Here is a 23,502-nt window from a genome sequence, read left to right on the forward strand (position 1 = left end):
AGTATAGTCGTGAGTGGGACAAAACTAAAAATCAGTTTTGTTTCACTCACTAGATCCGAATAAACGGCGAGAAAAAAAGCAGCTCCTTCTTATTTTTCGGAGCTAAACACTTTTGTCTCAGCCTTAAAGAAAAAGGAGAGGTTTGAATGAAACTAGCACCATCGATTTTAAGCGCTGATTTTGCCAATTTAGAAAGAGATATCCAATTAGTCGAAAAGTTAGGAGCCGACTATATTCATGTAGATGTGATGGATGGGCAATTTGTGCCGAATATTACTTTAGGTCCTAACGTTGTATCAGCAATCCGTCCAGTTACAAAATTACCGTTAGATGTACATTTAATGATTGTTCAGCCAGAAAACTATATTGAAGATTTTGCTAAAGCTGGAGCGGATATCATTACAGTTCATCAAGAATCAACACCTCATATTCACCGTGCAATCCAAATGATTAAAGCGGCAGGTGTTAAAGCTGGAGTTGTTATTAATCCGGGAACGCCGCTATCAGCTATTGAATATGTTCTTGATTTAGTCGATCAAGTCTTAATTATGACCGTTAACCCAGGCTTTGGCGGACAATCATTTATCGAAAGTTCGTTAGATAAAATCGCTCAATTAAAAGCGTGGAAAGAAGAAAAAGGCTATACTTATGATATCGAAGTAGACGGTGGAATTGATCCAACAACAGCGAAACGTTGTAAAGAAGCGGGTGCCAATGTATTCGTAGCAGGATCTTATATCTATAACTCAGAAAGTCCAAAAGAGCGAATTGATGCATTGAAAGCTGTGTTGGGCTAATGAATATTTTACTTGTAGCTGGCGGCACGCCTAAGGAATGGCCGCAATTTGATGTGGAAGCAATTGATTATTTTGTTGGTATTGATCGAGGCAGTTTGTTTATTTTAGAACATGGCTGGCGTTTAGATTTAGCTGTTGGTGATTTTGATTCGTTAACAGCGGAAGAAAAACAACAAGTTCAGCTGCAAGCAAAAGAAATAGAACAAGCTCAGGCTGAAAAAGATGATACGGATACGCAGTTAGCATTAGCGTTAACGTTAAAAAAATTCCCTGAAGCTGAGATTATGATTATTGGTGCAACTGGTGGTAGATTAGATCACTTTTTATCTAACTTATGGCTGCCTTTAGAACCCCGTTTCCAAAATTTTGCAGGTCAAATACAATTAAAAGATCAAAAAAATAGTCTTTCTTATTATCTTCCGGGAAGCTATACAATCACTAAAGAGCCTCAAATGAATTATCTGGCATATTGTTGTTTGACTCCAGTTGCAAAGCTGACACTTATGGGTAGTAAGTATACTCTGGATCAGACAGATGTCACAATTCCGACATCGTTTGCTAGTAATGAATTTGTAGGTGAAACGGCAAGTTTTTCGTTTGATTCAGGAATGATTGCTGTGATTCAAAGTCGGGATGGACAAAAATAAAAAAAAGCTGAACGGCATGCCGTTCAGCTTTTTGATTACGTTCTATTAAACACGCTCGATTTTACCAGATTTCAAAGCACGAGTTGACACCCAAACTTTTTTAGGTTTACCGTCTATTAATACACGAACTTTTTGCAAGTTAGGTTTAACAGTACGTTTAGTAGCGTTCATTGCATGTGAGCGGTTATTGCCGCTGCTTGTCTTGCGACCAGTAAAGTAACATACTTTTGCCATTTTTAGTTTCCTCCTTTGCTTTGATCTCGGAGCGATAGTTTTCAGCTCATACTAGATTAATCTATCATAATTTACAAGACTTTGCAAGAAGATTTTAAATCTAGATTGACTTTTACCAACAAACGATGTAAATTATACAATTATTAGTAACTTATGATGAGACGCTCTATAATAATCTGGTTAACTTCCTTTTCATTGGGGTACGGCTATGTTAAAATATTATAGAAGAAAATAGGGCAATTATGCTCTTTAAGGAGGCTTTCATCAATGGCTGTAAAAATTAAAACACCAGCAGGTACCATTGAGATTACCAATGAGGTTATTGCGACTGTTGTCGGCGGAGCTGCAACGGATATCTACGGAATCGTCGGTATGGCAAGTAAAAACCAAATTAAAGATAATTTAAATGGCATTTTACGCAAAGAGAATTATTCTAAAGGTGTCGTCGTACGCCAAGAAGAAAACGGTGTTGCGGTAGACGTATATACAATTGTCAGTTATGGAACAAAAATTTCGGAAGTTTCTCGAAATGTCCAAGAAAAAGTAAAATATAACCTTGAAACATTATTAGGCGTAACGGCTAATTCTGTCAACGTATTTGTTCAAGGTGTTCGTGTGTTGCCTGATTAGGTAGCCGGCTGTTAGCAGAGAAATAGTACTTCGCTTTTCGATATGTCTAGCTGCGTACATCAGCTCAATCGGCAATAACGAATAAAAATTCGCAGAGATAAACTCTGCTAAAGTTTGTGTTCTAATATTGCTCATAAGCTAATCGATGTACTTCACTTTTCGATGCAACAGTGAATCTAAAGGAGGATTTTTTAGGTGAATGTAACAGAAATCAGTGCAAGTCAGTTCCAAGAGATGGTACAGGCTGGTGCGAGTCGTCTGCATGTCAATGCAGAGTATGTCAACTCATTAAATGTTTTCCCTGTGCCTGATGGTGATACAGGAACGAATATGAACTTATCGATGACAAGTGGAGCGAAAGCTGTTGCTGATTCTCGTTCTGAGAAAGTCGGCGAATTGGCTGCAGTTCTTTCAAAAGGCCTATTAATGGGCGCTAGAGGGAATTCTGGTGTTATTTTGTCACAATTATTCCGTGGTTTTTCAAAGCAAATTCCGGATGTAGAAACACTAAATGCTAAAGATTTAGCACAAGCGTTCACTCATGGCGTTGAAACAGCATATAAAGCAGTTATGAAACCAGTTGAAGGAACAATTTTGACTGTTTCTCGTGAAGCCGCTCGTTCAGGTGAACGTAAAGCAAACGAAACAGATGACTGTATTGAAGTACTGGAAGCGGTCGTTAAAGGTGCTAAACGTGCTTTGGCTAAAACTCCGGATCTTTTACCTGTATTAAAAGAAGTTGGCGTAGTTGATAGTGGTGGTCAAGGGTTACTATTTATCTATGAAGGTTTCTTGGAAGCTTTATCAGGTAACTTTTTAGCGACAGAAGTCTATGAGCCAACTCCAGGTGAAATGGACGAAATGGTGAATGCTGAACATCATCGCGGTGTTAGTGGACATGTAGCGACAGAAGATATTAAATTTGGCTACTGTACAGAAATCATGGTTCAAATCGGAGAAGGTCCGACAGTAGACAGTGACTTCGATTATGAAACATTTAGAAATTACTTAAATGAACTAGGTGACTCATTGCTTGTAGTAAACGACGATGAAATCATCAAAGTCCATGTTCATACAGAACACCCAGGTGAAGTTATGAATTACGGACAAAAATTTGGTTCATTGGTTAAAATTAAAGTAGATAACATGCGTTTACAGCATGAAACATTAGTTGAACATGATGCTCAAGTAGCCCAAACGGCTACGAAAAAAGCACGTGTACCTTATGCCGTAATTGCTATTGCAGCAGGTGAAGGTGTACAGGAATTATTCCGTAGTCTTGGCGCAAGCTACATCATCAGCGGCGGTCAAACAATGAATCCAAGTACGGAAGACATTTTAAAAGCTGTCAAAGAAGTGAATGCCGATCAAGTTATTATTTTACCTAATAACAAAAATATCTTTATGGCAGCCGATCAAGCAGCTGAAGTAGCAGATATTCCAGTAGCCGTTGTTCCAACGAAAACAATTTCACAAGGAATGACAGCGATGTTGGCTTTCAATGACAACCAAACACTGGAAAAAAATCAAGCAACGATGACTGAAATGATTGAAAGTGTAGTCAGCGGTCAAGTAACTACTGCTGTTCGTGATACAACAATCGATAATGTTGAAATTAAAAAAGATGACTATCTTGGGATGATTGACGGCAAAATCGTTGTTTCTGAACCTGATATGTTTGCAGCATCATTAGATACGCTAAAACGAATGATTGATGAAGATACAGAGATCGTGACAATCATTGTAGGTGAAGGCGGTACATTAAACGAAGCTGAGAAATTAGTAGAAGCATTAACTGCTGAATTTGAAGATTTAGAAACAGAACTTCATGAAGGCGGACAACCTGTTTATCCGTATCTGTTTTCAGCTGAATAATTTATGATTTAACAAATGCCGAATAAACAGTGAAATGTGCTAAGAATCAACTTTTTCAATCTCTTAGACGTTGATAGTTGAATCGTGCAGTAACTTTTCTCGCCGTTTAAGCGGATTTAGAGGCGGTGCAAAACTGAGTTTAGTTTTGTTCCGACCTCTTTTTTGTAGTTTAAAAAAAACAAGCAAAAATTACGTAACTAATTATGAAAGGAGGAAAATTGATGAACTTGTCAGATGATATTGCTGTGTTAGCTGGTGTTGGTCCTAAGCGTGCAGAAAACTTGAAAGAGCTGGGTATTCAAACCGTTGAAGACCTACTTACCTATTATCCGTTTCGCTATGATGATATTCAGGAAAAGGAACTAAATGAAATCCAAGATCAAGAAAAAGTCACGCTAAAAGGTTTAGTTGTCTCTGAGCCAGTGGTCAGCCGCTACGGATATAAAAAAAGCCGCCTAATGTTTCGGATGATGCAAGATCATGCAGTCATCAATGTTTCTTTCTTTAACCAGCCGTACTTAAAAGGCAAAATCGTTTTATCAGAAGAAATTGCTGTGTATGGAAAATGGGATGCCAAACGAAAAGCGCTTAACGGTATGAAGATTTTAGCAGCTAAAAATGACGGAGAAGATTTTGCCCCAATCTATCATGTGAATAAAAAAGTTCGGCAAAGTAGTTTGATCCAATTGATTCGTACGGCTTTTGAAAAATATGGCGAGTTAATTCCTGAGATTTTACCAGAAGAGTTATTAGAAAAGTATCGGTTAATGCCAAGAAAAGATGCAATATTTGCGATGCACTTTCCAAGTAATCCTGAAGAAAGTCACCAAGCGAAACGTCGTGTCGTTTTTGAAGAATTTTTCTTATTCCAACTGAAAATGCAAGGATTAAAACGCCAAGAAAAAGCTGAGAAAAATGGCTTGATGATCCAATATGATGTCGAGCGATTGAAGGGATTTACGCAAAAACTTCCATTTGAACTCACCTCAGCTCAGAAAAAAGTGACAAATGAAATCTGTCGGGATTTAATGAGCCCAAGTCATATGCAGCGATTATTACAAGGTGATGTAGGGAGTGGGAAAACAGTAGTAGCAGCCATTGCTCTTTACGCGACGATGACAGCTGGTTTTCAAGGTGCTTTAATGGTCCCAACAGAAATTTTAGCCCAGCAGCATATGGAAAGTTTACAGCAATTATATGATCCTCTGGAAGTTCGCACGGCTTTACTGACAGGTTCAACTAAAACAAAAGAACGACGTGAAATTCTCGCACAACTTTCATCAGGAGAAATCGATATTATTATAGGAACCCATGCGTTAATTCAGGAGGATGTTATTTTTCATAAATTAGGCTTAGTTATTACAGATGAGCAGCATCGATTTGGTGTGAATCAACGAAGGATTTTAAGAGAAAAAGGTTTGAAACCGGATGTACTCTTTATGACAGCGACGCCGATTCCTAGAACTCTTGCGATTACAGCGTTTGGGGAAATGGATGTTTCAATTATTGACGAAATGCCCGCAGGTCGAATTCCAATTGAAACTCGCTGGATTAGGCCGCCGCAACTAGATACAGTGTTAGAGTGGATGCAAAAAGAACTAGCACGAGGACATCAAGCTTATGTTATTTGTCCCTTAATTGAAGAGTCAGAAGCATTAGATGTGAAAAATGCAACTGAGATCTTTGAACATATGTCAGCGTTCTTTAATCCTGATTATCAAGTGGGATTACTTCACGGAAAAATGAAAAATCAGGAAAAAGATGAAATCATGCAAGAATTTAAAGAAAATAAACTTCAACTGCTTGTTTCTACGACAGTAATCGAAGTTGGGGTAAATGTTCCTAATGCCACGGTTATGTTAATTATGGATGCTGACCGTTTTGGTTTAGCCCAATTACATCAGCTTCGTGGTCGTGTGGGACGTGGCTCGGAAGCTTCTTATTGTATTTTAGTTGCCAACCCGAAGAACGAAATGGGTGTTGAACGTATGAAAATCATGACAGAGACGAATAATGGTTTTATCTTAAGCGAAAAAGATTTAGAGCTTCGTGGACCGGGTGAAGTTTTTGGAGCTAGACAATCAGGGATTCCACAATTTGCAGTTGGTGATATCGTAACTGATTTTAATATTTTAGAGGTTGCGCGCCAAGAAGCATCATCGATTTGGCAAAAAAGTCAATGGTGGATACTGCCTGAATATCAAGGTTTAGCAGAGAAAATTAAACCGCATGAAACTGAGCATCAATTTTTTGATTAGACAGGAATAGGACTATTTTAATTACTGGCGGATAGGCAAGGATGCTAAGTGATTCATTCCCCTTTTCGTTATGTTATACTACTTGTTGAGAAATACCTAGGAGGGATTATTTATGAAGATTGCAGTTGATGCAATGGGCGGCGATCAGGCGCCGCAGGCTATCGTTGAAGGAGTAATGTTAGCCAAACAAGATTTTCCGGAAGTTGAATTTTTACTATATGGAAAAGAAGCTGAAATTAAAAAATACGTGACTGATGAAACAAATATCACAATCATTCATACGGACGAAAAAATTAACAGTGACGATGAGCCCGTAAAAGCAATTCGTCGTAAAAAAACAGCTTCAATGGTTTTAGCAGCACAAGCGGTAAAAGATGGCGAAGCGGATGCAATTTTTTCTGCTGGTAATACAGGAGCATTATTAGCTGCTGGTTTATTTATCGTTGGAAGAATCAAAAACGTTGAACGTCCAGGTTTAATGTCAACTTTACCAGTTATTGGTCAGCCTGACGGTGGTTTTGATATGCTTGATTTAGGTGCAAATGCAGACAATAAGCCAGAGCATTTAGTTCAATATGCTGTATTAGGTTCTTTTTATGCTGAGAAAGTTAGAAATATCACGAAGCCTCGTGTCGGTCTTTTAAATAACGGAACAGAAGAAACCAAAGGCAGCGAATTAACAAAAGCAGCGTTTGAATTACTTTCGGCAGAAGAAAGTATTAATTTTATCGGCAATGTTGAAGCTCGTGATCTATTGAATGGAGCAGCGGATGTTGTAGTGACTGATGGATTCACAGGGAACGCTGTCTTGAAATCAATTGAAGGTACAGCATTAAATATGATGGGTTTATTAAAATCTTCCATTTTGGCAGAAGGCTTTAAAGGAAAAATGGGTGCCTTATTATTAAAAGATGCATTGCGCGGTATGAAAAGCGAGATGGATTATTCAAAACATGGTGGAGCAGTTCTTTTTGGTTTGAAAGCACCAGTGATTAAAACACACGGATCAACTGGTCCAGAAGCAGTTCGCTACACTATTCGTCAAATCCATACAATGTTGGAAACAGACGTTGTTCCGCAGCTTGTAAGTTATTATAAAACGAAAGAATAACAGTTTATGCAACTTGATTGCAACTGTTTTGTAATAAGATTGAAAAAAAAGATGGACAAATTACTCATTTGTGAGTACAATGTATCATAGCGTTTAACTCTTTAAGGAGTTACGTTTTTCAAAAACAGTGGAGGTGAATACAGTTGACTCGTGAAGAAGTACTTGAAAAAGTAGCGAAGATTATCTCAAACCACTTTGATATTGAACCTGAAAATGTCACAGATCAATTAAACATTAAAGATGACTTGAATGCAGATTCTATTAGCGTAATGGAATTTGTTTTAGAGCTTGAAGATGAGTTTGGTACAGAAATTTCTGATGAAGATGCAGAGAAAATCGAAACAGTTGGAGCCGCTGTAGATTATATTACAAATAATTTATAATTGAGAAATAAGAGTTTAACCCAAAATACTAAACTTCTTGAAAAAGTGCGTTGATTCGTTGAATCGATGCGCTTTTTTTGTTGCAATAGGATGGGATTTTACTAAGTGTTGGTAATTTTCCTTAACTAATTGGGATCTTGATCTTTTTTTGTATCTATTTCTATCGAAAAGTTGCAATTTTGATTGTAATTATATACAATTGCTAAAAAAGATTACAATTAGATTTTGAAAGTAATTTTTGTGTAACGAATCAAGTGTTTTCTATTTACATTTTTTTTACTGGAAGTTATCAATGAAGGAGTGTTTAAAGTGAGTGAGGAGAATCAATTATTAGACGTTGTAAATCTTCATACGGGTTTTCGATTAAAGGACGAATATTATGATGCAGTAGACGATGTGTCTTTCACCTTAAAGAAAAACGAGATTTTAGCAATTGTTGGTGAATCTGGCTGCGGGAAAAGTACTTTAGCAACAACTATTATGGGTTTACATGATGCAGATAATACACGCGTCACGGGAGAAATAATTTATAAAGATTTAAATTTGACAACGTTTAATGAACAACTATATAACAAAGTTCGCGGGAATGATATTGGGATGATTTTTCAAGATCCATTGTCAGCGCTTAACCCTTTGATGCGTATCGAAGAGCAAATCAAAGAAAGTTTGACTTATCATACAGATTTAAATAAAGAACAAAAACAAGCGCGTGCGATTGAGTTGCTGACTCAAGTTGGCATTCCAAACCCTGAGCGTGTGGGGAAACAATATCCACATGAACTTTCAGGAGGCATGCGTCAACGTGTGATTATTGCCATTGCAATTGCTTGTAAACCAGCAATTATAATTGCCGATGAACCGACAACTGCATTAGATGTAACAATTCAGGCACAGATTTTAGATTTACTAAAGGATTTACAAGAAGAAACAGGCGCAGGAATTATTTTAATCACGCATGATTTAGGTGTTGTGGCTGAAATGGCCGATCGAGTAGCCGTGATGTATGCAGGTCAGTTTGTAGAGGTTGCTTCTGCGGAAGAATTATTTACTAATCCTAAGCATCCGTATACACGTTCTTTATTACAATCAATTCCGCAAGAAAATTCAGATGATAGTCAGCTACATGTAATTGAAGGCGTTGTCCCTTCTTTAAGCAAGTTACCAAGACAAGGTTGTCGTTTTGCGCCAAGAATTCCTTGGATCGCACCAACAGCTCATGAGGATTCGCCAGAACTACATGAAGTGGCAGAAGGTCATCTTGTTCGCTGTACATGTTATCAGCATTTCCATTTTAGAGACGAACAGGAGGAAGCGTAATGACAGAAATAATCCAGATTAAAGATTTAAAAGTGCATTACCCAATCCGCAGTGGTTTCTTCAATCGAGTGACTGACCATGTACTAGCTGTTGACGGAGTTAATTTTATTATCGAAAAAGGTAAAACATACGGTTTAGTTGGAGAATCTGGTTCAGGTAAGTCAACAACTGGAAAAGCCATTGTAGGCTTAGAAAAAGTGACTAGCGGAAATATTTTATATCAAAATAACGATATTACTAAAGCACATAATCGAAAAGCGATTAAATACAACAAAGATGTTCAAATGATCTTCCAAGATTCAATGTCTAGTTTAAATCCGAAAAAACGAGTATTGGATATTATCGCTGAACCTATTCGTAATTTTGAACGTTTGAGTGACCAAGAGGAAAAGAAAAAAGTCAAAGGCTTGCTGGATATTGTTGGTATGCCGGAAGATGCATTGTACAAATATCCTCATGAGTTTTCTGGAGGTCAGCGTCAGCGATTAGGTGTTGCTCGTGCAGTAGCTACGAATCCTAAGTTAATTGTTGCTGATGAACCAGTTTCTGCTTTGGATTTATCCGTTCAAGCTCAAGTATTGAACTTTATGAAAAATATTCAGGAAGAGTATGGTTTGAGCTATTTATTTATTTCCCATGATTTAGGCGTAGTAAAGCATATGTGTGACAATATTGCGATTATGTACAAAGGACGTTTTGTAGAGATTGGCACACGGGAAGATATTTATCAGAATGCTCAGCATATTTATACTAAGCGTTTATTGTCAGCGATTCCTAAAATTGATGTAGCAAATCGTGAAGAGCATAAGAAGCAGCGGCGCCAAGTAGAAAAAGAATATCTGGAGAATCAAAAAGAGTATTACGATCAGGATGGACGCGTATATGATTTACGTAAAATTAGTGAAACGCATCAAGTAGCGTTGAAAAATGGGGGTGCAAACTAATGTGGAAAACGATTTTACGACGTGTACTCTTTATGATCCCGCAGATTTTTATTTTAAGTATTTTGATTTTTGTACTAGCTAAAATGATGCCGGGTGATCCATTTACTGGATTGATTAATCCAAATACTGATCCTGCTGTTATTGAAAAAATGCGTGAAGCAGCTGGGTTGAATGATCCGTGGACGACACAATATATTCGCTGGATAGGGAATGTCTTTCAAGGAGATTTAGGGGAAAGTTTTATTTACAAGTTACCTGTTTCCACATTGATTGGAAATCGTGCAGTAAACACTATTTTATTGTCATTATTAACAGTGGTAATTATGTACGCGATCGCGTTACCATTAGGTGTGTTATCGGGACGTTACCAAAATTCATTTTTAGATAAATTTGTTGTGATTTACAATTTCTTTAGTTTTGCTGTACCGCCATTTATTTTTGCATTAGTTATGCTGTTTGTTTTTGGTTATCGGCTGGATTGGTTTCCGACAACTGGATCTGTCTCCAGTGGGGTATCACCGGGAACGGCTGCCTATGTTTGGGATCGGTTTTACCATTTGATTTTACCTGCATTGTCTCAAGCATTGCTTGGTACAGCGATTACTATTCAGTATTTACGAAATGAAGTAATTGACTCTCAGTCATTGGATTATGTTCGGACTGCCCGTTCAAAAGGAGTGCCGACAAATAAAGTTTATACAAGACATATCTTTAGAAATGCTTCTTTGCCAATTATCTCGCAATTAAGCTATGAAATTACGGCTTTAATTAGCGGATCAGTCGTTATCGAGCGAATTTTTGGTTATCCGGGGATTGGGAAATTGTTTATTGATTCTATCGGACAAAGAGATTACGCCGTGATTACCGCCTTAGTATTGATTTTAGGGACTGCAACGCTTGTCGGGAATTTAATTTCAGATATTGTTATGAGTATTGTGGATCCGCGAATTCGTATTCAGTAAAAAATCAATTTTAAGGAGAGGAGAATCTAAATGGATAAAAATGTAGAGAGTACAGAAATCATTGCTGAAGCAATACCGCCAATGGGATTTCGGATGATCGCAAGAGAATTCAAAAAAGATCGTTTGGCAATATTTTCGTTAATCGTTTTAGTTATTATATTATTAACTGTTTTTATTGGTGCTATAGTTGTGGACCAAGATAAAGTGATGACAGTCAGTATTTTAGATAAGTATGCAGAACCCGGAGGCAACTTTATTTTAGGCGCAGACGAAGGTGGCCGCGATGTTTTGGGACAATTAATTATTGGTGCCCGTAATTCTGTCGTGATTGGTTTTGCCATTACAATTATCACTTCAATTATCGGGGTAAGTATTGGGATTGTTTCTGGTTATTATGGCGGAGTTTTTGATAATGTTGTCATGAGAATAGTTGATTTCATTATGATTTTGCCTATTTTAATGATAATTATTGTATTTGTTACCGTTATTCCGCATTATAGTGTTTGGTCATTTGTTTGGATAATGAGTGCTTTTTATTGGGTCGCCAAAGCGCGGTTATTTAGAAGTAAGACGTTATCTGAAGGACGTAAAGACTATGTGAGTGCGTCTAAAACTTTAGGTAGTAGTGATTTTAAAATTATGTTTCGGGAAATTATGCCGAATTTAAGTTCATTAATCATTACGAACTTAACGATTAACTTTGCAGCAAATATTGGGATTGAAACAACCTTAACCTTTTTAGGCTTTGGTTTACCGACGAGTGTACCTAGTTTAGGAACCTTGATTGGTTATGCGAGCAATGGAGATGTTTTAGCGAATAAAACTTGGATTTGGGTACCTGCATCGTTGCTAATTTTAGTAATGATGTTATGTATAAATTATATTGGCCAAGCGTTTAAGCGTTCAGCAGATGCAAGACAACGTTTAGGTTAAGAATAGGAGGAAGGAAAGTGAAGAACAGTAAGTTTTTGGGTTTTATGACATTGGCAGCAGTTGCAACATTGACTTTAGCTGCATGTGGTGGCGGTAACAAATCAGATTCCGGCAACAAAAATGTGGAGACAGAGGATATTAGCAAGTTTTCTATGACCGTTAAAAATGACGGTGAAGCAATTAAAGGCGGCACGTTAGATGTTGCAGTAGCGTCTGATACGCAGTTCAGAGGGTTATTTTCAGCCATGTATTATGAAGATACCTATGATAATTATTATATGAGACCTTTCGATGAATCGTTATTTTCATATGATGAAGATTTTGTCATTACAGATGAAGGTGTTGCTAAATTGGATCTAGACGTGGATGCTAAAAAAGCAACTATTACCTTGCAAAAAGATGTAAAATGGTCAGATGGGGAACCAGTGACTGCAGATGACGTTATTTATCCGTATGAAGTTATCGGAAATAAAGATTACACAGGAATCCGTTATGACGATCAGTTTATAAACATTGTTGGGATGGAAGAGTACCATGATGGCAAAGCTGATTCAATTTCTGGAATCAAAAAGATTGATGATTTGACTACAGAAATTTCATATAAAGAAGTAAATCCTGACATGCTTCAATTAGATGGTGGTGTTTACACTCGTCCAGCTCCGAAACACATTTTTAAAGATATTCCAATCAAAGATCAAGAGCAAAGTGATGCTGTACGTAAAAATCCTGTTTCATTTGGACCATATTACGTAAGCAAAGTAGTTACAGGTGAATCAGTGGAATACCTACCAAATGAGCACTATTATAAAGGCAAACCAAAACTAGATAAAATGGTGTTCACAAATGTGCCAACATCTTCAATTGTTGAAGCTTTGAATGCTAAAAAATATGACATGGTTTACTCAATGCCAACAGATAATTATCCAACATACAAAGATACAGATGGTTACCAAATGTTAGGCCGAGAAGAATTAGCTTATACGTATATTGGTTTTAATTTAGGTACGTTTGACAAAGAAAAAGGTGAAGTTGTTACGAACCTAGATTCTAAAATGGGTGATGTTAAATTACGTCAAGCGATGGGCTACGCATTAGATAATGATGCCGTAGGTGAGAAATTTTATAACGGCTTACGGACAAATGCAACAACATTAATCCCGCCAATTTTCAAAACATTGCACGATTCAGAAATTAAAGGTTACACATATGATATAGAAAAAGCGAAAAAATTATTAGATGATGCCGGATACAAAGATACAGATGATGATGGTTTCAGAGAAACGCCAAAAGGTGAAAAATTAACTATTAACTTTGCTTCAATGGCTGGTGGTGAGACAGCGCAACCGTTAGCAGATTACTATATTCAACAATGGAAAGAGATTGGGTTGGATGTTAAATTAGCAACTGGTCGTTTAATTGATTTCCAAGCGTTTTATGATAAGTTGAAAAATGATGATCCTGAGATCGATGTTTTCCAAGGCGCGTGGGGTGTAAGTACTGCACCAGCACCAGTTGGTTTATATGGACGTAATGCGGCGTTTAACTATTCTCGTTTCTCATCTGAAGAGAATGATAAATTGCTAGATGCTATTGTTTCAAAAGAGTCATTTGATGCTGAGAAACGTAAAGAAGCATATGACGCATGGCAAAAGTATATGTTTGAACAAGCACCAGTTATTCCGACATTATACCGTAATGAAATTATGCCAATCAGTGATCGAGTAAAATCATTTACTTGGAATTATGAAGATACTAGAGATTTTTATAGTATTGAATTAACAGCTGAAAGCCGTTAAAAAACTGAAATTGTGTTAGACTTGGGCAATTGAATTAGACGAAAACCCGCACAATGCATAAAACGCATTGTGCGGGTTTTACGAGATTGTCGAAGCTTTCAATTCTTAGAGCTTTTAAAAGAAGCAACGTATATTCTGTGTTTTGCGCCGTTCATCATCGAATCACAATATTCTTCGTGATTTCCGACAATGTGATCGAAATGAAATGGAGTGTCCGACTTGTTCACACAGTTTATTCTGATTTTCGCTGACGTAGATATAATTTAGATAGTTATGTCCTAGTCCCAGTGTTTATTTTGATGATCGTCTGCTTGAATGATCAAAAGCCACAAACCGAAAACTTTTTTTGTTTGTTGTATACTAGACACGATTATCTAGGCATGATAATCTCTTGTTAAACGTTTTCATTTTCGCTGCTAAAGTAAATGAATCAGATAAAATAGGGAGAGTGACAATATGGAACAAACACTAATTATTATTAAACCAGATGGTGTTAAACGTAAATTAGTCGGAGAAATTCTTCAGCGTTTTGAAAGAAAACAGTTAAAACTTAGCCAATTAAAAGTTGCTACCATGTCTAGAGAATTGGCTGAAGAACATTATGCTCATATAAAAAAATACGATTTTTTTGAAGATATGATGACTTATATGACCTCATCTGAAGTAGTGTATATTATTCTAGAAGGTAATGATGTGATTAAAACTGTCCGAAAGATGATTGGCATAACTAATTGTTTAGAAGCTGAACCTGGTACGATTCGTGGCGACTATGGCGGCAGCAGCTATCAAAATATAGTTCATGCATCAGACTCACCAGAGGCTGCTACAATAGAAATTAGACGATTTTTCAACTAAACTTAAATAATAAACAACGTGTGAAGATTTTGTTTTTTTAGAAAAGCTGAATCTACACGTTTTTTTATTTTACTATAAGAAAATTAGGGATTTTAATGGTAGATGATAAAATATCTCATACTAATAGCCTAAATAATGAAAAAACCATTCAAATATGTTAAATACAGCACGTATTTCAAGGGAATTCCCCCCTAACCATTTAAAAATTCCACAAAAAAAAGTATAATAGAGAAGGCTGTAAATAAACTTAAAGGAATGTAGAAAATGGACAATCAGTTAACTACCGAATTAAAAGAACGTTACGGCATTGTTTTCCATGATGTCAACCTATTAGAACAGGCTTTTACGCATTCATCCTATGTGAATGAGCATCGATATTTAAAACTATCCGACAATGAACGACTAGAATTTCTAGGCGATGCTGTATTGGAATTATTAGTATCACAATACTTATACGAGCAATTCCCAGACTTACCGGAAGGCAAGTTAACAAAAATGCGGGCAGCAATTGTACGGGAAGATAGTTTATCCAAATTTGCGAAAGAATGTCATTTTGACCAATATATTCTCCTAGGCAAAGGAGAAGAAAATTCTGGCGGACGCCAGCGACCTGCCCTGCTTTGTGATTTATTTGAAGCATTTTTAGGTGCGTTATACTTAGATCAAAAGGCACCTGCTGCTAAGAAATTTATTGCAGAGGTCATTTTTCCAAAAATCGATGCCGGTGCTTTTTCACATGAGATGGATCACAAAACACATTTACAAGAAGTTTTACAGCGCCAAGGGGATGTCACAATTGAGTATCGCTTGGTTAATGAAGAAGGACCTGCCCATGATCGCATATTCTCAGTTGAAGTCTATGTGGATGAAAAAATGATTGGGGAAGGTCAAGGGAAATCTAAGAAGCTAGCTGAACAGGATGCCGCCGAAAAAGCGCTGAAAAAAGATCCTGAGTAAGTTTGGAAGGAGCCGTTTTATTCGTGTATTTAAAACGAATTGAGATCGCAGGATTTAAATCCTTTGCGGATCGAACCGTGATAGAGTTTGAAAATGGTGTAACTGCCGTTGTCGGACCTAATGGTAGTGGAAAAAGTAACATTACAGAAGCGATTCGCTGGGTTTTAGGCGAACAATCTGCGAAAAGTCTTCGTGGTGGAAAAATGCCGGATATTATTTTTGCTGGATCAGAAGGTCGTAAGGCGCTGAATATAGCAGAAGTGACGGTTGTACTAGACAATAGCGATCACTTTTTACCTTTGGACTTTACTGAAATCAGTGTAACCAGACGTTACCGCAGAACAGGTGAAAGTGACTTTTACATTAATAAACAGGCCTGCCGTTTGAAAGATATTCATGATTTATTTATGGATTCCGGTTTAGGGAAAGAATCTTTTTCAATTATTTCTCAAGGGAAAGTTGAAGCAATTTTCAATAGTAAGCCAGAAGACCGTCGTGGGATTTTTGAAGAAGCAGCGGGCGTATTGAAATACAAGCAACGTAAGAAAAAAGCAGAGCAAAAACTATTTGAAACAGAAGATAACTTAAGTCGTGTGCAAGATATTATCTATGAATTAGAAGATCAACTGACTCCTCTAGCTGCACAAAGCGAAGCGGCTAAGGAGTTTTTGAGACTTAAAGAAACCTTGACGGAAATCGATGTTAGCTTAACAGTGACTGAAATCGAAGCAGCAAAAGAAATCTGGGAAATCAAAGCAGCCGAGCTAACCAAAATCGAAGAACGCCTGCAAATTGCAAGCAAAAAAATTCGTGATTCAGAAGATGAATTATTCCAATTACGTGGAAAACGAAACAAATTAGATGAGCAAATTGAAACCCAACAGCAACAACTATTACAAATCACAGAAGCTTTGAAACAGACCGAAGGACAAAAAGACGTTCTAATCGAACGCTCAAAACACACGATGCAAACAACTAGTGAATATCAGCAGTCTTTAGAAGAAAATGCGGAAAAAATCACTCGTTATCGTGAAGAAGTTCAAGAATTACAAACAAAAGTTGCAGAGAAAAAAACTCAGCGTGAAGAGTTAGTAGAAGCAATTCAAGCGTCAGAAAAAGAAGTTGAAAAATACAGTAAATCTTCCAAAGAATTATTAGAAGAGTTGCGTAGCCAGTACGTGGAAGTAATGCAAGAGCAAGCAAACACGACCAATGATCTGAAGTATTTAGAACGTCAATATCAACAAGAAACTGCGAAAAATCAACAATCGATCCAAAAGCATGAAGCATTAGAAAAGCAAATGACAGAAGCTTTGCAAGAAAAAGAACAAATTGAAGTCAACTTAGCTGAGTCAGAGCAATCGCTAATGGATCAAAGAGAAGAATATACTAAGCTAAAACACCAATTAGATCAAAGACAAGAACAATTAGCAACGAAACAAAAACAAATGTACCAAGCGATGAATCAAGTTCAGCAAGCTAAAGCACGTCAAAAAAGCTTGCAGGAAATCCAAGAAAATTATTCTGGTTTTTATCAAGGTGTTCGATCTGTTTTAAAACATAAAGACCAATTAACCGGAATTGTTGGAGCTGTGGCTGAATTAATTGAGGTACCGAAAGAATATACAGTCGCCATCGAAACAGCATTAGGCGGAGCCGCACAACATGTGGTTGTCGAATCAGAAAAAGATGGACGTGCTGGGATTACGTTCTTAAAACAACAACACAGTGGTCGAGCAACATTTTTACCAGTGACTACGATAAAACCAAGAACTGTGTCTACTGCTGTCCGTGAACGTGTCAATAACGTATCAGGATTTTTGGGAATTGCCAGTGAATTGGTACAATTTCCTAATGAAGTCAGCAATGTGATTCAAAATCTTTTAGGTGTGACATTGTTAGCCGAAAGTCTAGAAAGCGCCAATCAACTAGCGAAAGTAGTAAACTATCAGTACCGTGTTGTTTCTTTAGACGGCGATGTAATGAACTCAGGTGGTTCAATGACTGGTGGAGCAAATAAACGTGGTAACCAAGGAAGCTTATTTTCACAAACCCAAGAACTACAAACGTTAACCGAGCAAATGGAACGAGTGGAAAAACAATTAACCGTTACTGAAAAAGAAGTTCAGCAGCTAACGGATGAAGTGAAACTCTTAAACGAAAAATTAGAACAATTACGTTCAACTGGCGAAACGAGCCGCTTGAAACAATTGGAATTACAAAATAAACAAACCAACCAAGAAGAAACAATTACTCGTTTAACCAAAGAGCAGCGCCTGTTTGAATTCGAAGCACGTGAATTGCATCAATTTTTAACAGAATATCAAACGCGCAAAGAAGAATTAACCGCACAACAACAAGAATTAAACCAAACAAAAGACCGTTTAGATCAAGAGATGAAACAAGTCGATCAAGAAGCGAGTCAAATGGAAACCTTAAGAGCAGAAGCTTTTGAGCGGTATAATCAAATTCAGGCAGATCAAGCAGTTGCAGCAGAGCAATTGGCTCATTTAACAGGTCAAGTCGCTGAAAAACAAACGCAGCTGGATGAATTTTTAGCCAGAGAAACAGCGCTACGCCAGCAATTACAACAATTAAATGACAATTCAACAGATCACCAAGTGACAGAAGAAAGTCTTGCTGTACAACTGGAACAATTATCTGATAAAAAAGAGCAGCTGCAAACAAGTATTCAAGAAGCCAAAACAGCTCGTCAACAATTGCAAGAGCAAGTCGATCAGATTGATACTGGTTTAGCAGAAGAAAACAAACAGCAGCAACATCTGCTTACAGAACAAACACAAATCGAAGTGGAAAAAAATCGTGCAGAAATCAAACTAGATAATTCTCTGCAATATTTACAAGAGGAATACAGTTTAACTTTCGAACGGGCAAATGAAGACTATCAATTAACTATGGATAAAGAACAGGCCAAAGTAGAAGTCAAACGTCTAAAACGTGAAATTGAGCGCTTAGGTCCAGTCAATCTTAATGCGATCGAACAATATGAGCAAGTGAACGAACGTCATGAATTTTTAGTTTCTCAACGTGATGATTTATTGGATGCCAAAGACCAGCTTTTTGAAACAATGGGCGAAATGGATGAAGAAGTAAAAGCTCGTTTCAGTGAAGTCTTTGAAGCAATTCGGGCGCAATTTAAAGTCGTCTTTCCAAACATGTTTGGCGGTGGTCGAGCAGAATTGATTTTAACAAATCCTGAAGACTTGCTGAATACAGGTGTGGAAATCGAAGCTCAACCGCCAGGTAAAAAACTACAAAATTTAAGTTTACTTTCTGGTGGCGAACGTGCCTTAACAGCGATAGCCTTACTGTTTTCAATCATTCGCGTACGACCAGTGCCATTCTGTGTGCTGGATGAAGTTGAAGCAGCGTTAGACGATGCTAATGTTTCCCGTTTCGGTCACTATTTAAGTGAATTTGAAGACGAAACACAGTTTATCGTGGTAACACACCGTAAAGGGACGATGGAAGCCGCTGATGTTTTATATGGAGTGACCATGCAGGAATCGGGCGTATCGAAAATCGTTTCTGTTCGTTTAGAAGATGTCAAAGAAGGCGGTGCAATTGCTGCTGGAGGATAATAGAAAAGAGGAATCGGCTTGATTAAATTAGTCGCCATTGATTTAGATGGCACATTATTAAATAGTCATAAAGAAATTTCACAAAAAAATAAAGACGTTTTAGCTCAAGCCAAAGCAGCAGGGGTTAAAATTGTTTTGTGTACAGGCCGACCATTAGCGGCAATCGAAGTCTATTTAGAAACATTGGGCTTACGTGATAATGGAGATTACAGTATTACGTTTAATGGCGGTTTAGTCCAAAAAAATGATACAGGTGAAATCATTGAAAAAGCATTAATGCCTTTAGACGCTGTTCATGATTTGTATCAATTGGCTGCTGAATTAAATGTGCCGCTTGATATCTTATCGGATGGACTAGTTTTACAGTTGCCGACTTCACTAGAAAATCGTTCACTTTATAGTCAATTAAACAATTTATTGACTTTTGAAGCTGCTGAATTACAACATTTAACAGCGGATAGAATTTACAACAAAGCGGTGGTAGCGATTGATGAGGATTATTTAGATGAGCAAATCTCAAAAATTCCAACGACGTTTTATGATCGTTATGAAATCATCAAAACGAGAAGTAACTTACTGGAGTTTATGCCAAAAGGAATTACGAAAGCTTACGGAATTTCCTTATTAGCCAGAGATTTAGAGATCAAACAAGAAGAAATTATGACAATCGGCGACGAAGAAAATGATTTACCGATGATTGAATATGCTGGGCTCGGTGTTGCTATGGAAAATGCGGTAGCCAGTGTGAAAGCTTTAGCTGATGTTATTACCGATACAAATGATAATGACGGTGTTGCACATGCCGTTGAAAAATTTGTTTTAGAACCATTGAGAGGAGGAAATTAAATGGGGTTTTTCGATAAAATAAAAAAAGCTTTTATGAACGAAAAAGAAACGAAACCAGTTGAAACTGAAACGGATGAATTACTTGATGAATCAACTGAACCAGCCGATGCTGAGCAACAAGAGTCGCACCAAACTGAAACAGAACCTGTAGAAGCTGAAACTCAAATTGAAACAACAGAAGATGAGGACCTACCAGCAATATCAGAAGCAGAACCAGTTGAAATTGAAGCAGAAGCTGAAATTGATCCACTAATTGTTGTTAATTCAGCTATACAAGCAGAAGAACTTGTTGATCCTGAAATTATTGAAGAACAACAAGAAGAAATCATCATCCAAGAAAAATATGAAAAAGGTTTGGAAAAAACACGTAAAACATTTGGTCAACGTTTAAATGAATTATTTGCTAATTTCCGCTCAGTTGATGAAGACTTCTTTGAAGAACTAGAAGAAACCTTAATTGGAGCTGATGTTGGCTTTGATACATCTATTAAAATCACCGAATCATTACGTCAAGAAGTAAAATTACGTAATGTAAAGAAACCAGCAGCGATTCAAAATACGATCATTGAAAAAATGGTTGATTTATATGAAGCTGAAGGTGTTGAAGAAAATAATGCCTTAAATATTCAGACAGACGGATTGACTGTGATGTTGTTTGTGGGAGTGAATGGTGTTGGTAAAACAACTAGCATTGGAAAGCTAGCTCATGAATTTAAACAAGATGGCAAAAAAGTCTTGTTAGCTGCAGCTGATACCTTTAGAGCTGGCGCAATCGATCAATTAGTCGTTTGGGGCGAACGCGCTGGTGTAGAAGTTGTTCGTGGGAATGCTGGTGGTGATCCGGCGGCCGTTGTATTTGATGCTGTTGAACGTGCTAAAGCTGAAAATGCGGATATTTTACTTGTTGATACCGCAGGTCGTTTACAAAATAAAGTAAACCTAATGAACGAACTAGAAAAAATCAAACGTGTGATTCAACGTGAACTACCTGATGCACCGCACGAAGTTTTACTTGTAGTAGATGCAACCACCGGACAAAACGCAATGTCACAAGCCAAACAATTTAAAGAAACAACAGATGTAACTGGTTTAGTCTTAACAAAACTAGATGGCACAGCGAAAGGCGGAATTGTCTTAGCGATCCGTAATGAATTGCATTTACCAGTAAAATTAGTTGGACTTGGTGAAGGAATCGACGATTTAGAACCGTTCGATGCGAATGATTTTGCGATTGGTTTGTTTAAAGGCTTGTTGAAAGAAGAAGATTAAAAAGTAAACAACTTTTTAGATAACTACTTTTAAGTAGGGATTTGAAAGGTTGTTTTTTTATAGAATTGAAATAAAAGTGAACAACTATTGCGTATGTTAATTTGTCGCCTATTTACAGTTTTACGACTGGAAGGAGGTGTCGTTAATGTTAGCAGTATTTGTTTCTTCACTTGCGGTAGGAATTCTGGTCGCTTTATTTGAGTATTGGCTAAATACCAAAAATAAGAAGTAAGTTGAAGCATGGCGACATTAGCCAACGAAAAACCCCTAGAGACTAGCCCTCTCTAGGGGTTTCGTGTGTCGTTAATGTTAACAGTTTATAGATCAATTATACCTTGATGTAAAAAATATTTCAATAACAATTTTAATTTTTGTGGTAAGTATTCTATTTGTTCTATTTTCAGTTACAAATTCCCAGCTTCGATTCCGTATTCTTCTGCGATTTTCTTCAAACTAAAGCCGCGCCCGAAAACTTCACTAGCGTTCATTGAAACGATAAATGCTTGTTCATCAATTGCTAGAACACTTTCTTTAATCTTAACAAAATCTTTTTCGCTAATGACCGTCATCATTAACATGCTTTTGTTTTGTTGGTAGCCACCTTCAATTGGAATCATTGTAATTCCTTTATCCAGTCCGATTAATATTTTCTCTTTGATTTCGGCATATTTTGGTGAGATAATAAGTACATTTTTCGAACGGACAAAACCGACTTGAACCATATCTACCACACGACCAATAATATATAAACAAATCAATGAGAATAAAACGGTGTCTGTATTAAAAACATACAAGGCCGATAAAATTACCAGTCCATCTACAAATAAAATTGAGACACCTAAAGAAATTTTAAAATATTTATTAACGATTTGTGAAATAATTGCTGTTCCGCCAGTTGAGGCGTTTCCTCTAAACTCTAATCCTAATCCAATCCCAGTCAGAATTCCGCCGAATAAAGTTGCAAGAAAAATATTATGTGTCAGTACAGGTAAATGTGTTGTAATTCCAACAAAAAATGGATAAATTAAACTGCCGTAAATCGTTTTGATTCCGACTTCTTTACCTAATAAAGCAAAACATAGGACTAATAGAGGTAAATTAATGGCATATAATACAATAGCAGGATTAATTCCAAATAAATAGTTAATTACAACACTAATACCATTAGCCCCTCCAGCAACAATTTTGTTCGGCAGTAAAATAGAATTGATCGATACTGCTAAAATAAAAGAACCAATCGTTACATAGAGTGTGTCTTGAATTTGTCTTTTCGAAAATTTCATTTTTATAACTTCCTCCATTTCAAAGAATAACTGAGACGTTCATTGTACAACTGTAAATAATCACAGAAAATGATCCCTTAGTTATACTATCATGAATTTCTAAACAATATCATGAGATATTTTTAATTTTTTAAGCAATGGCTGTGGTAAAATTAGAAGGAACGATAGGATAACATGTGTTTAGTTAAATGAATGTTAAAAAGCGTTGATCCCATAAATTTTCGTGATGTGAGATAATCGTTTTCGCACCAAGTAAATCATTACTTAAAGTTGTACTTAAACCGCTTTTCATTGAACAAGTATAGCCTAATCCATGAGCCATCCGAATAGTAGTATCAACGCAATATTCTGTTTGAGCTCCACAAAATTCGAGATCTGTTATAGAAAGTTTGTCCAACAGTTCTTTTAATGAGGTTTGATAAAAGGCATTTGCATGTGTTTTACCAATATAAAAATCAGTGTCACGATCATCTAGTTCATCAAATAGCTGCCAGTTATCAGTATTAAAAACTAGATCCTCGTCTTCATGCTGAATAAAGATAATTGGTGAATCATGTTTTCGATACTCGATAATTCGTTGATTAACGCCGTTTAAAACTTCTGGTAACTGGAATAATCCGGTCCCAAAGCTATTTAATCCTTTTTGAAGATCGATTATAATTAAGGCTTTATTTTTCATTTTTGAACCTCTCTATCTTTTTTGTTTTAGTATACAATAGTAGAGGAACTGACGGAAGTGAAGATAAACATCATAGATAAGTGCAAAAAATAGTTTTTTTACGAAATTAAGAAAGATTCTTTCA

21 protein-coding genes are annotated in these 23,502 nt (G+C 36.8%); 18 read left to right on the plus strand and 3 right to left on the minus strand.

Annotation, left to right across the window (positions count from 1 at the left end; genetic code table 11):
• Positions 1–146 precede the first annotated feature (146 nt).
• Positions 147–797 carry a ribulose-phosphate 3-epimerase gene (rpe, locus tag C240_RS07120; protein WP_271493188.1) on the plus strand — a complete coding sequence of 217 codons (651 nt, stop codon included), beginning with the start codon at positions 147–149 and terminating at the stop codon, positions 795–797.
• Complete coding sequence (locus C240_RS07125; RefSeq protein ID WP_271493190.1) at positions 797–1,444, plus strand: thiamine diphosphokinase; 648 nt, start codon at positions 797–799, stop codon at positions 1,442–1,444. Before rpe ends, C240_RS07125 begins: the two co-directional genes overlap by 1 nt.
• Positions 1,445–1,489: 45 nt before the next feature.
• Here C240_RS07125 and rpmB read toward each other — a convergent pair whose 3' ends face one another.
• Positions 1,490–1,678: a 50S ribosomal protein L28 gene (gene rpmB, locus C240_RS07130; RefSeq protein ID WP_010761898.1), complete on the minus strand. Its 189-nt coding sequence runs from the start codon at positions 1,676–1,678 to the stop codon at positions 1,490–1,492.
• 267 nt (positions 1,679–1,945) lie between these two features.
• On the opposite strand from rpmB, the gene C240_RS07135 reads away from it, so the two are divergent.
• From C240_RS07135 to C240_RS16365, 16 genes are all read left to right on the plus strand, one after another.
• Positions 1,946–2,308 (plus strand): Asp23/Gls24 family envelope stress response protein, encoded by a 363-nt coding sequence (locus tag C240_RS07135; protein ID WP_010761897.1) that lies wholly within the window; start codon positions 1,946–1,948, stop codon positions 2,306–2,308.
• 195 nt (positions 2,309–2,503) lie between these two features.
• Positions 2,504–4,183: a DAK2 domain-containing protein gene (locus tag C240_RS07140; RefSeq protein ID WP_271493203.1), complete on the plus strand. Its 1,680-nt coding sequence runs from the start codon at positions 2,504–2,506 to the stop codon at positions 4,181–4,183.
• Between the two features lie 218 nt (positions 4,184–4,401).
• Entirely contained in the window at positions 4,402–6,441 is a 2,040-nt protein-coding gene (gene recG, locus C240_RS07145; RefSeq protein ID WP_271493204.1) for an ATP-dependent DNA helicase RecG, read from the plus strand.
• A 112-nt stretch (positions 6,442–6,553) separates the two neighbouring features.
• Positions 6,554–7,552: a phosphate acyltransferase PlsX gene (gene plsX / locus C240_RS07150; RefSeq protein ID WP_271493205.1), complete on the plus strand. Its 999-nt coding sequence runs from the start codon at positions 6,554–6,556 to the stop codon at positions 7,550–7,552.
• Between the two features lie 143 nt (positions 7,553–7,695).
• Positions 7,696–7,935 (plus strand): acyl carrier protein, encoded by a 240-nt coding sequence (gene acpP / locus C240_RS07155; protein WP_271493206.1) that lies wholly within the window; start codon positions 7,696–7,698, stop codon positions 7,933–7,935.
• Positions 7,936–8,244: 309 nt separating this feature from the next.
• Complete coding sequence (locus tag C240_RS07160; RefSeq protein ID WP_271493208.1) at positions 8,245–9,252, plus strand: ABC transporter ATP-binding protein; 1,008 nt, start codon at positions 8,245–8,247, stop codon at positions 9,250–9,252.
• Positions 9,252–10,196 (plus strand): ATP-binding cassette domain-containing protein, encoded by a 945-nt coding sequence (locus tag C240_RS07165; RefSeq protein ID WP_271493209.1) that lies wholly within the window; start codon positions 9,252–9,254, stop codon positions 10,194–10,196. Before C240_RS07160 ends, C240_RS07165 begins: the two co-directional genes overlap by 1 nt.
• Positions 10,196–11,158 carry an oligopeptide ABC transporter permease gene (gene opp4B, locus C240_RS07170; RefSeq protein ID WP_271493210.1) on the plus strand — a complete coding sequence of 321 codons (963 nt, stop codon included), beginning with the start codon at positions 10,196–10,198 and terminating at the stop codon, positions 11,156–11,158. The genes C240_RS07165 and opp4B overlap by 1 nt, the downstream gene beginning before the upstream one ends.
• Positions 11,159–11,188: 30 nt before the next feature.
• Positions 11,189–12,091 (plus strand): ABC transporter permease, encoded by a 903-nt coding sequence (locus C240_RS07175; protein ID WP_271493211.1) that lies wholly within the window; start codon positions 11,189–11,191, stop codon positions 12,089–12,091.
• A 44-nt stretch (positions 12,092–12,135) separates the two neighbouring features.
• Positions 12,136–13,887, plus strand: coding sequence for an oligopeptide ABC transporter substrate-binding protein (locus C240_RS07180; protein WP_442896581.1), 1,752 nt, complete (start codon positions 12,136–12,138; stop codon positions 13,885–13,887).
• Between the two features lie 456 nt (positions 13,888–14,343).
• A complete protein-coding gene (gene ndk, locus C240_RS07185) occupies positions 14,344–14,742 on the plus strand; it encodes a nucleoside-diphosphate kinase (RefSeq protein WP_271493213.1) in 399 nt (132 codons plus the stop codon).
• 264 nt (positions 14,743–15,006) lie between these two features.
• Positions 15,007–15,699, plus strand: coding sequence for a ribonuclease III (gene rnc / locus C240_RS07190; protein WP_271493215.1), 693 nt, complete (start codon positions 15,007–15,009; stop codon positions 15,697–15,699).
• 23 nt (positions 15,700–15,722) lie between these two features.
• On the plus strand, positions 15,723–19,301 hold the full coding sequence (smc, locus tag C240_RS07195) for a chromosome segregation protein SMC (protein ID WP_271493216.1): 3,579 nt from the start codon (positions 15,723–15,725) through the stop codon (positions 19,299–19,301).
• Positions 19,302–19,319: 18 nt separating this feature from the next.
• Complete coding sequence (locus C240_RS07200) at positions 19,320–20,147, plus strand: Cof-type HAD-IIB family hydrolase (protein WP_271493219.1); 828 nt, start codon at positions 19,320–19,322, stop codon at positions 20,145–20,147.
• Positions 20,148–20,180: 33 nt separating this feature from the next.
• Complete coding sequence (gene ftsY / locus C240_RS07205) at positions 20,181–21,416, plus strand: signal recognition particle-docking protein FtsY (protein WP_442896582.1); 1,236 nt, start codon at positions 20,181–20,183, stop codon at positions 21,414–21,416.
• 145 nt (positions 21,417–21,561) lie between these two features.
• Positions 21,562–21,648: a type I toxin-antitoxin system Fst family toxin gene (locus C240_RS16365; RefSeq protein ID WP_442896583.1), complete on the plus strand. Its 87-nt coding sequence runs from the start codon at positions 21,562–21,564 to the stop codon at positions 21,646–21,648.
• A gap of 172 nt (positions 21,649–21,820) precedes the next feature.
• On the opposite strand, the gene C240_RS07210 is transcribed toward C240_RS16365, so the two are convergent.
• Positions 21,821–22,699, minus strand: coding sequence for a YitT family protein (locus C240_RS07210; RefSeq protein WP_442896580.1), 879 nt, complete (start codon positions 22,697–22,699; stop codon positions 21,821–21,823).
• Positions 22,700–22,883: 184 nt separating this feature from the next.
• Complete coding sequence (locus C240_RS07215; protein WP_271493223.1) at positions 22,884–23,378, minus strand: cysteine hydrolase family protein; 495 nt, start codon at positions 23,376–23,378, stop codon at positions 22,884–22,886.
• Positions 23,379–23,502: the final 124 nt, after the last annotated feature.

This window comes from Enterococcus sp. 5H (genome assembly GCF_028128615.1).
In the GTDB taxonomy this organism is placed as follows: domain Bacteria; phylum Bacillota; class Bacilli; order Lactobacillales; family Enterococcaceae; genus Enterococcus_L.

Excerpts from the sequence above, each read along its gene's own strand:
- C240_RS07175 (WP_271493211.1), top strand. The coding sequence starts at position 11,189 with ATGGATAAAAATGTAGAGAGTACAGAAATCATTGCTGAAGCAATACCG.
- rnc (WP_271493215.1), top strand. The coding sequence starts at position 15,007 with ATGGACAATCAGTTAACTACCGAATTAAAAGAACGTTACGGCATTGTT.
- C240_RS07125 (WP_271493190.1), top strand. The coding sequence starts at position 797 with ATGAATATTTTACTTGTAGCTGGCGGCACGCCTAAGGAATGGCCGCAA.
- ftsY (WP_442896582.1), top strand. The coding sequence starts at position 20,181 with ATGAACGAAAAAGAAACGAAACCAGTTGAAACTGAAACGGATGAATTA.
- ndk (WP_271493213.1), top strand. The coding sequence starts at position 14,344 with ATGGAACAAACACTAATTATTATTAAACCAGATGGTGTTAAACGTAAA.
- C240_RS07180 (WP_442896581.1), top strand. The coding sequence starts at position 12,136 with ATGACATTGGCAGCAGTTGCAACATTGACTTTAGCTGCATGTGGTGGC.
- rpe (WP_271493188.1), top strand. The coding sequence starts at position 147 with ATGAAACTAGCACCATCGATTTTAAGCGCTGATTTTGCCAATTTAGAA.
- rpmB (WP_010761898.1), bottom strand. The coding sequence starts at position 1,678 with ATGGCAAAAGTATGTTACTTTACTGGTCGCAAGACAAGCAGCGGCAAT.
- plsX (WP_271493205.1), top strand. The coding sequence starts at position 6,554 with ATGAAGATTGCAGTTGATGCAATGGGCGGCGATCAGGCGCCGCAGGCT.
- C240_RS07135 (WP_010761897.1), top strand. The coding sequence starts at position 1,946 with ATGGCTGTAAAAATTAAAACACCAGCAGGTACCATTGAGATTACCAAT.
- C240_RS07165 (WP_271493209.1), top strand. The coding sequence starts at position 9,252 with ATGACAGAAATAATCCAGATTAAAGATTTAAAAGTGCATTACCCAATC.
- opp4B (WP_271493210.1), top strand. The coding sequence starts at position 10,196 with ATGTGGAAAACGATTTTACGACGTGTACTCTTTATGATCCCGCAGATT.
- C240_RS07215 (WP_271493223.1), bottom strand. The coding sequence starts at position 23,378 with ATGAAAAATAAAGCCTTAATTATAATCGATCTTCAAAAAGGATTAAAT.
- C240_RS07210 (WP_442896580.1), bottom strand. The coding sequence starts at position 22,699 with ATGAAATTTTCGAAAAGACAAATTCAAGACACACTCTATGTAACGATT.
- C240_RS16365 (WP_442896583.1), top strand. The coding sequence starts at position 21,562 with ATGTTAGCAGTATTTGTTTCTTCACTTGCGGTAGGAATTCTGGTCGCT.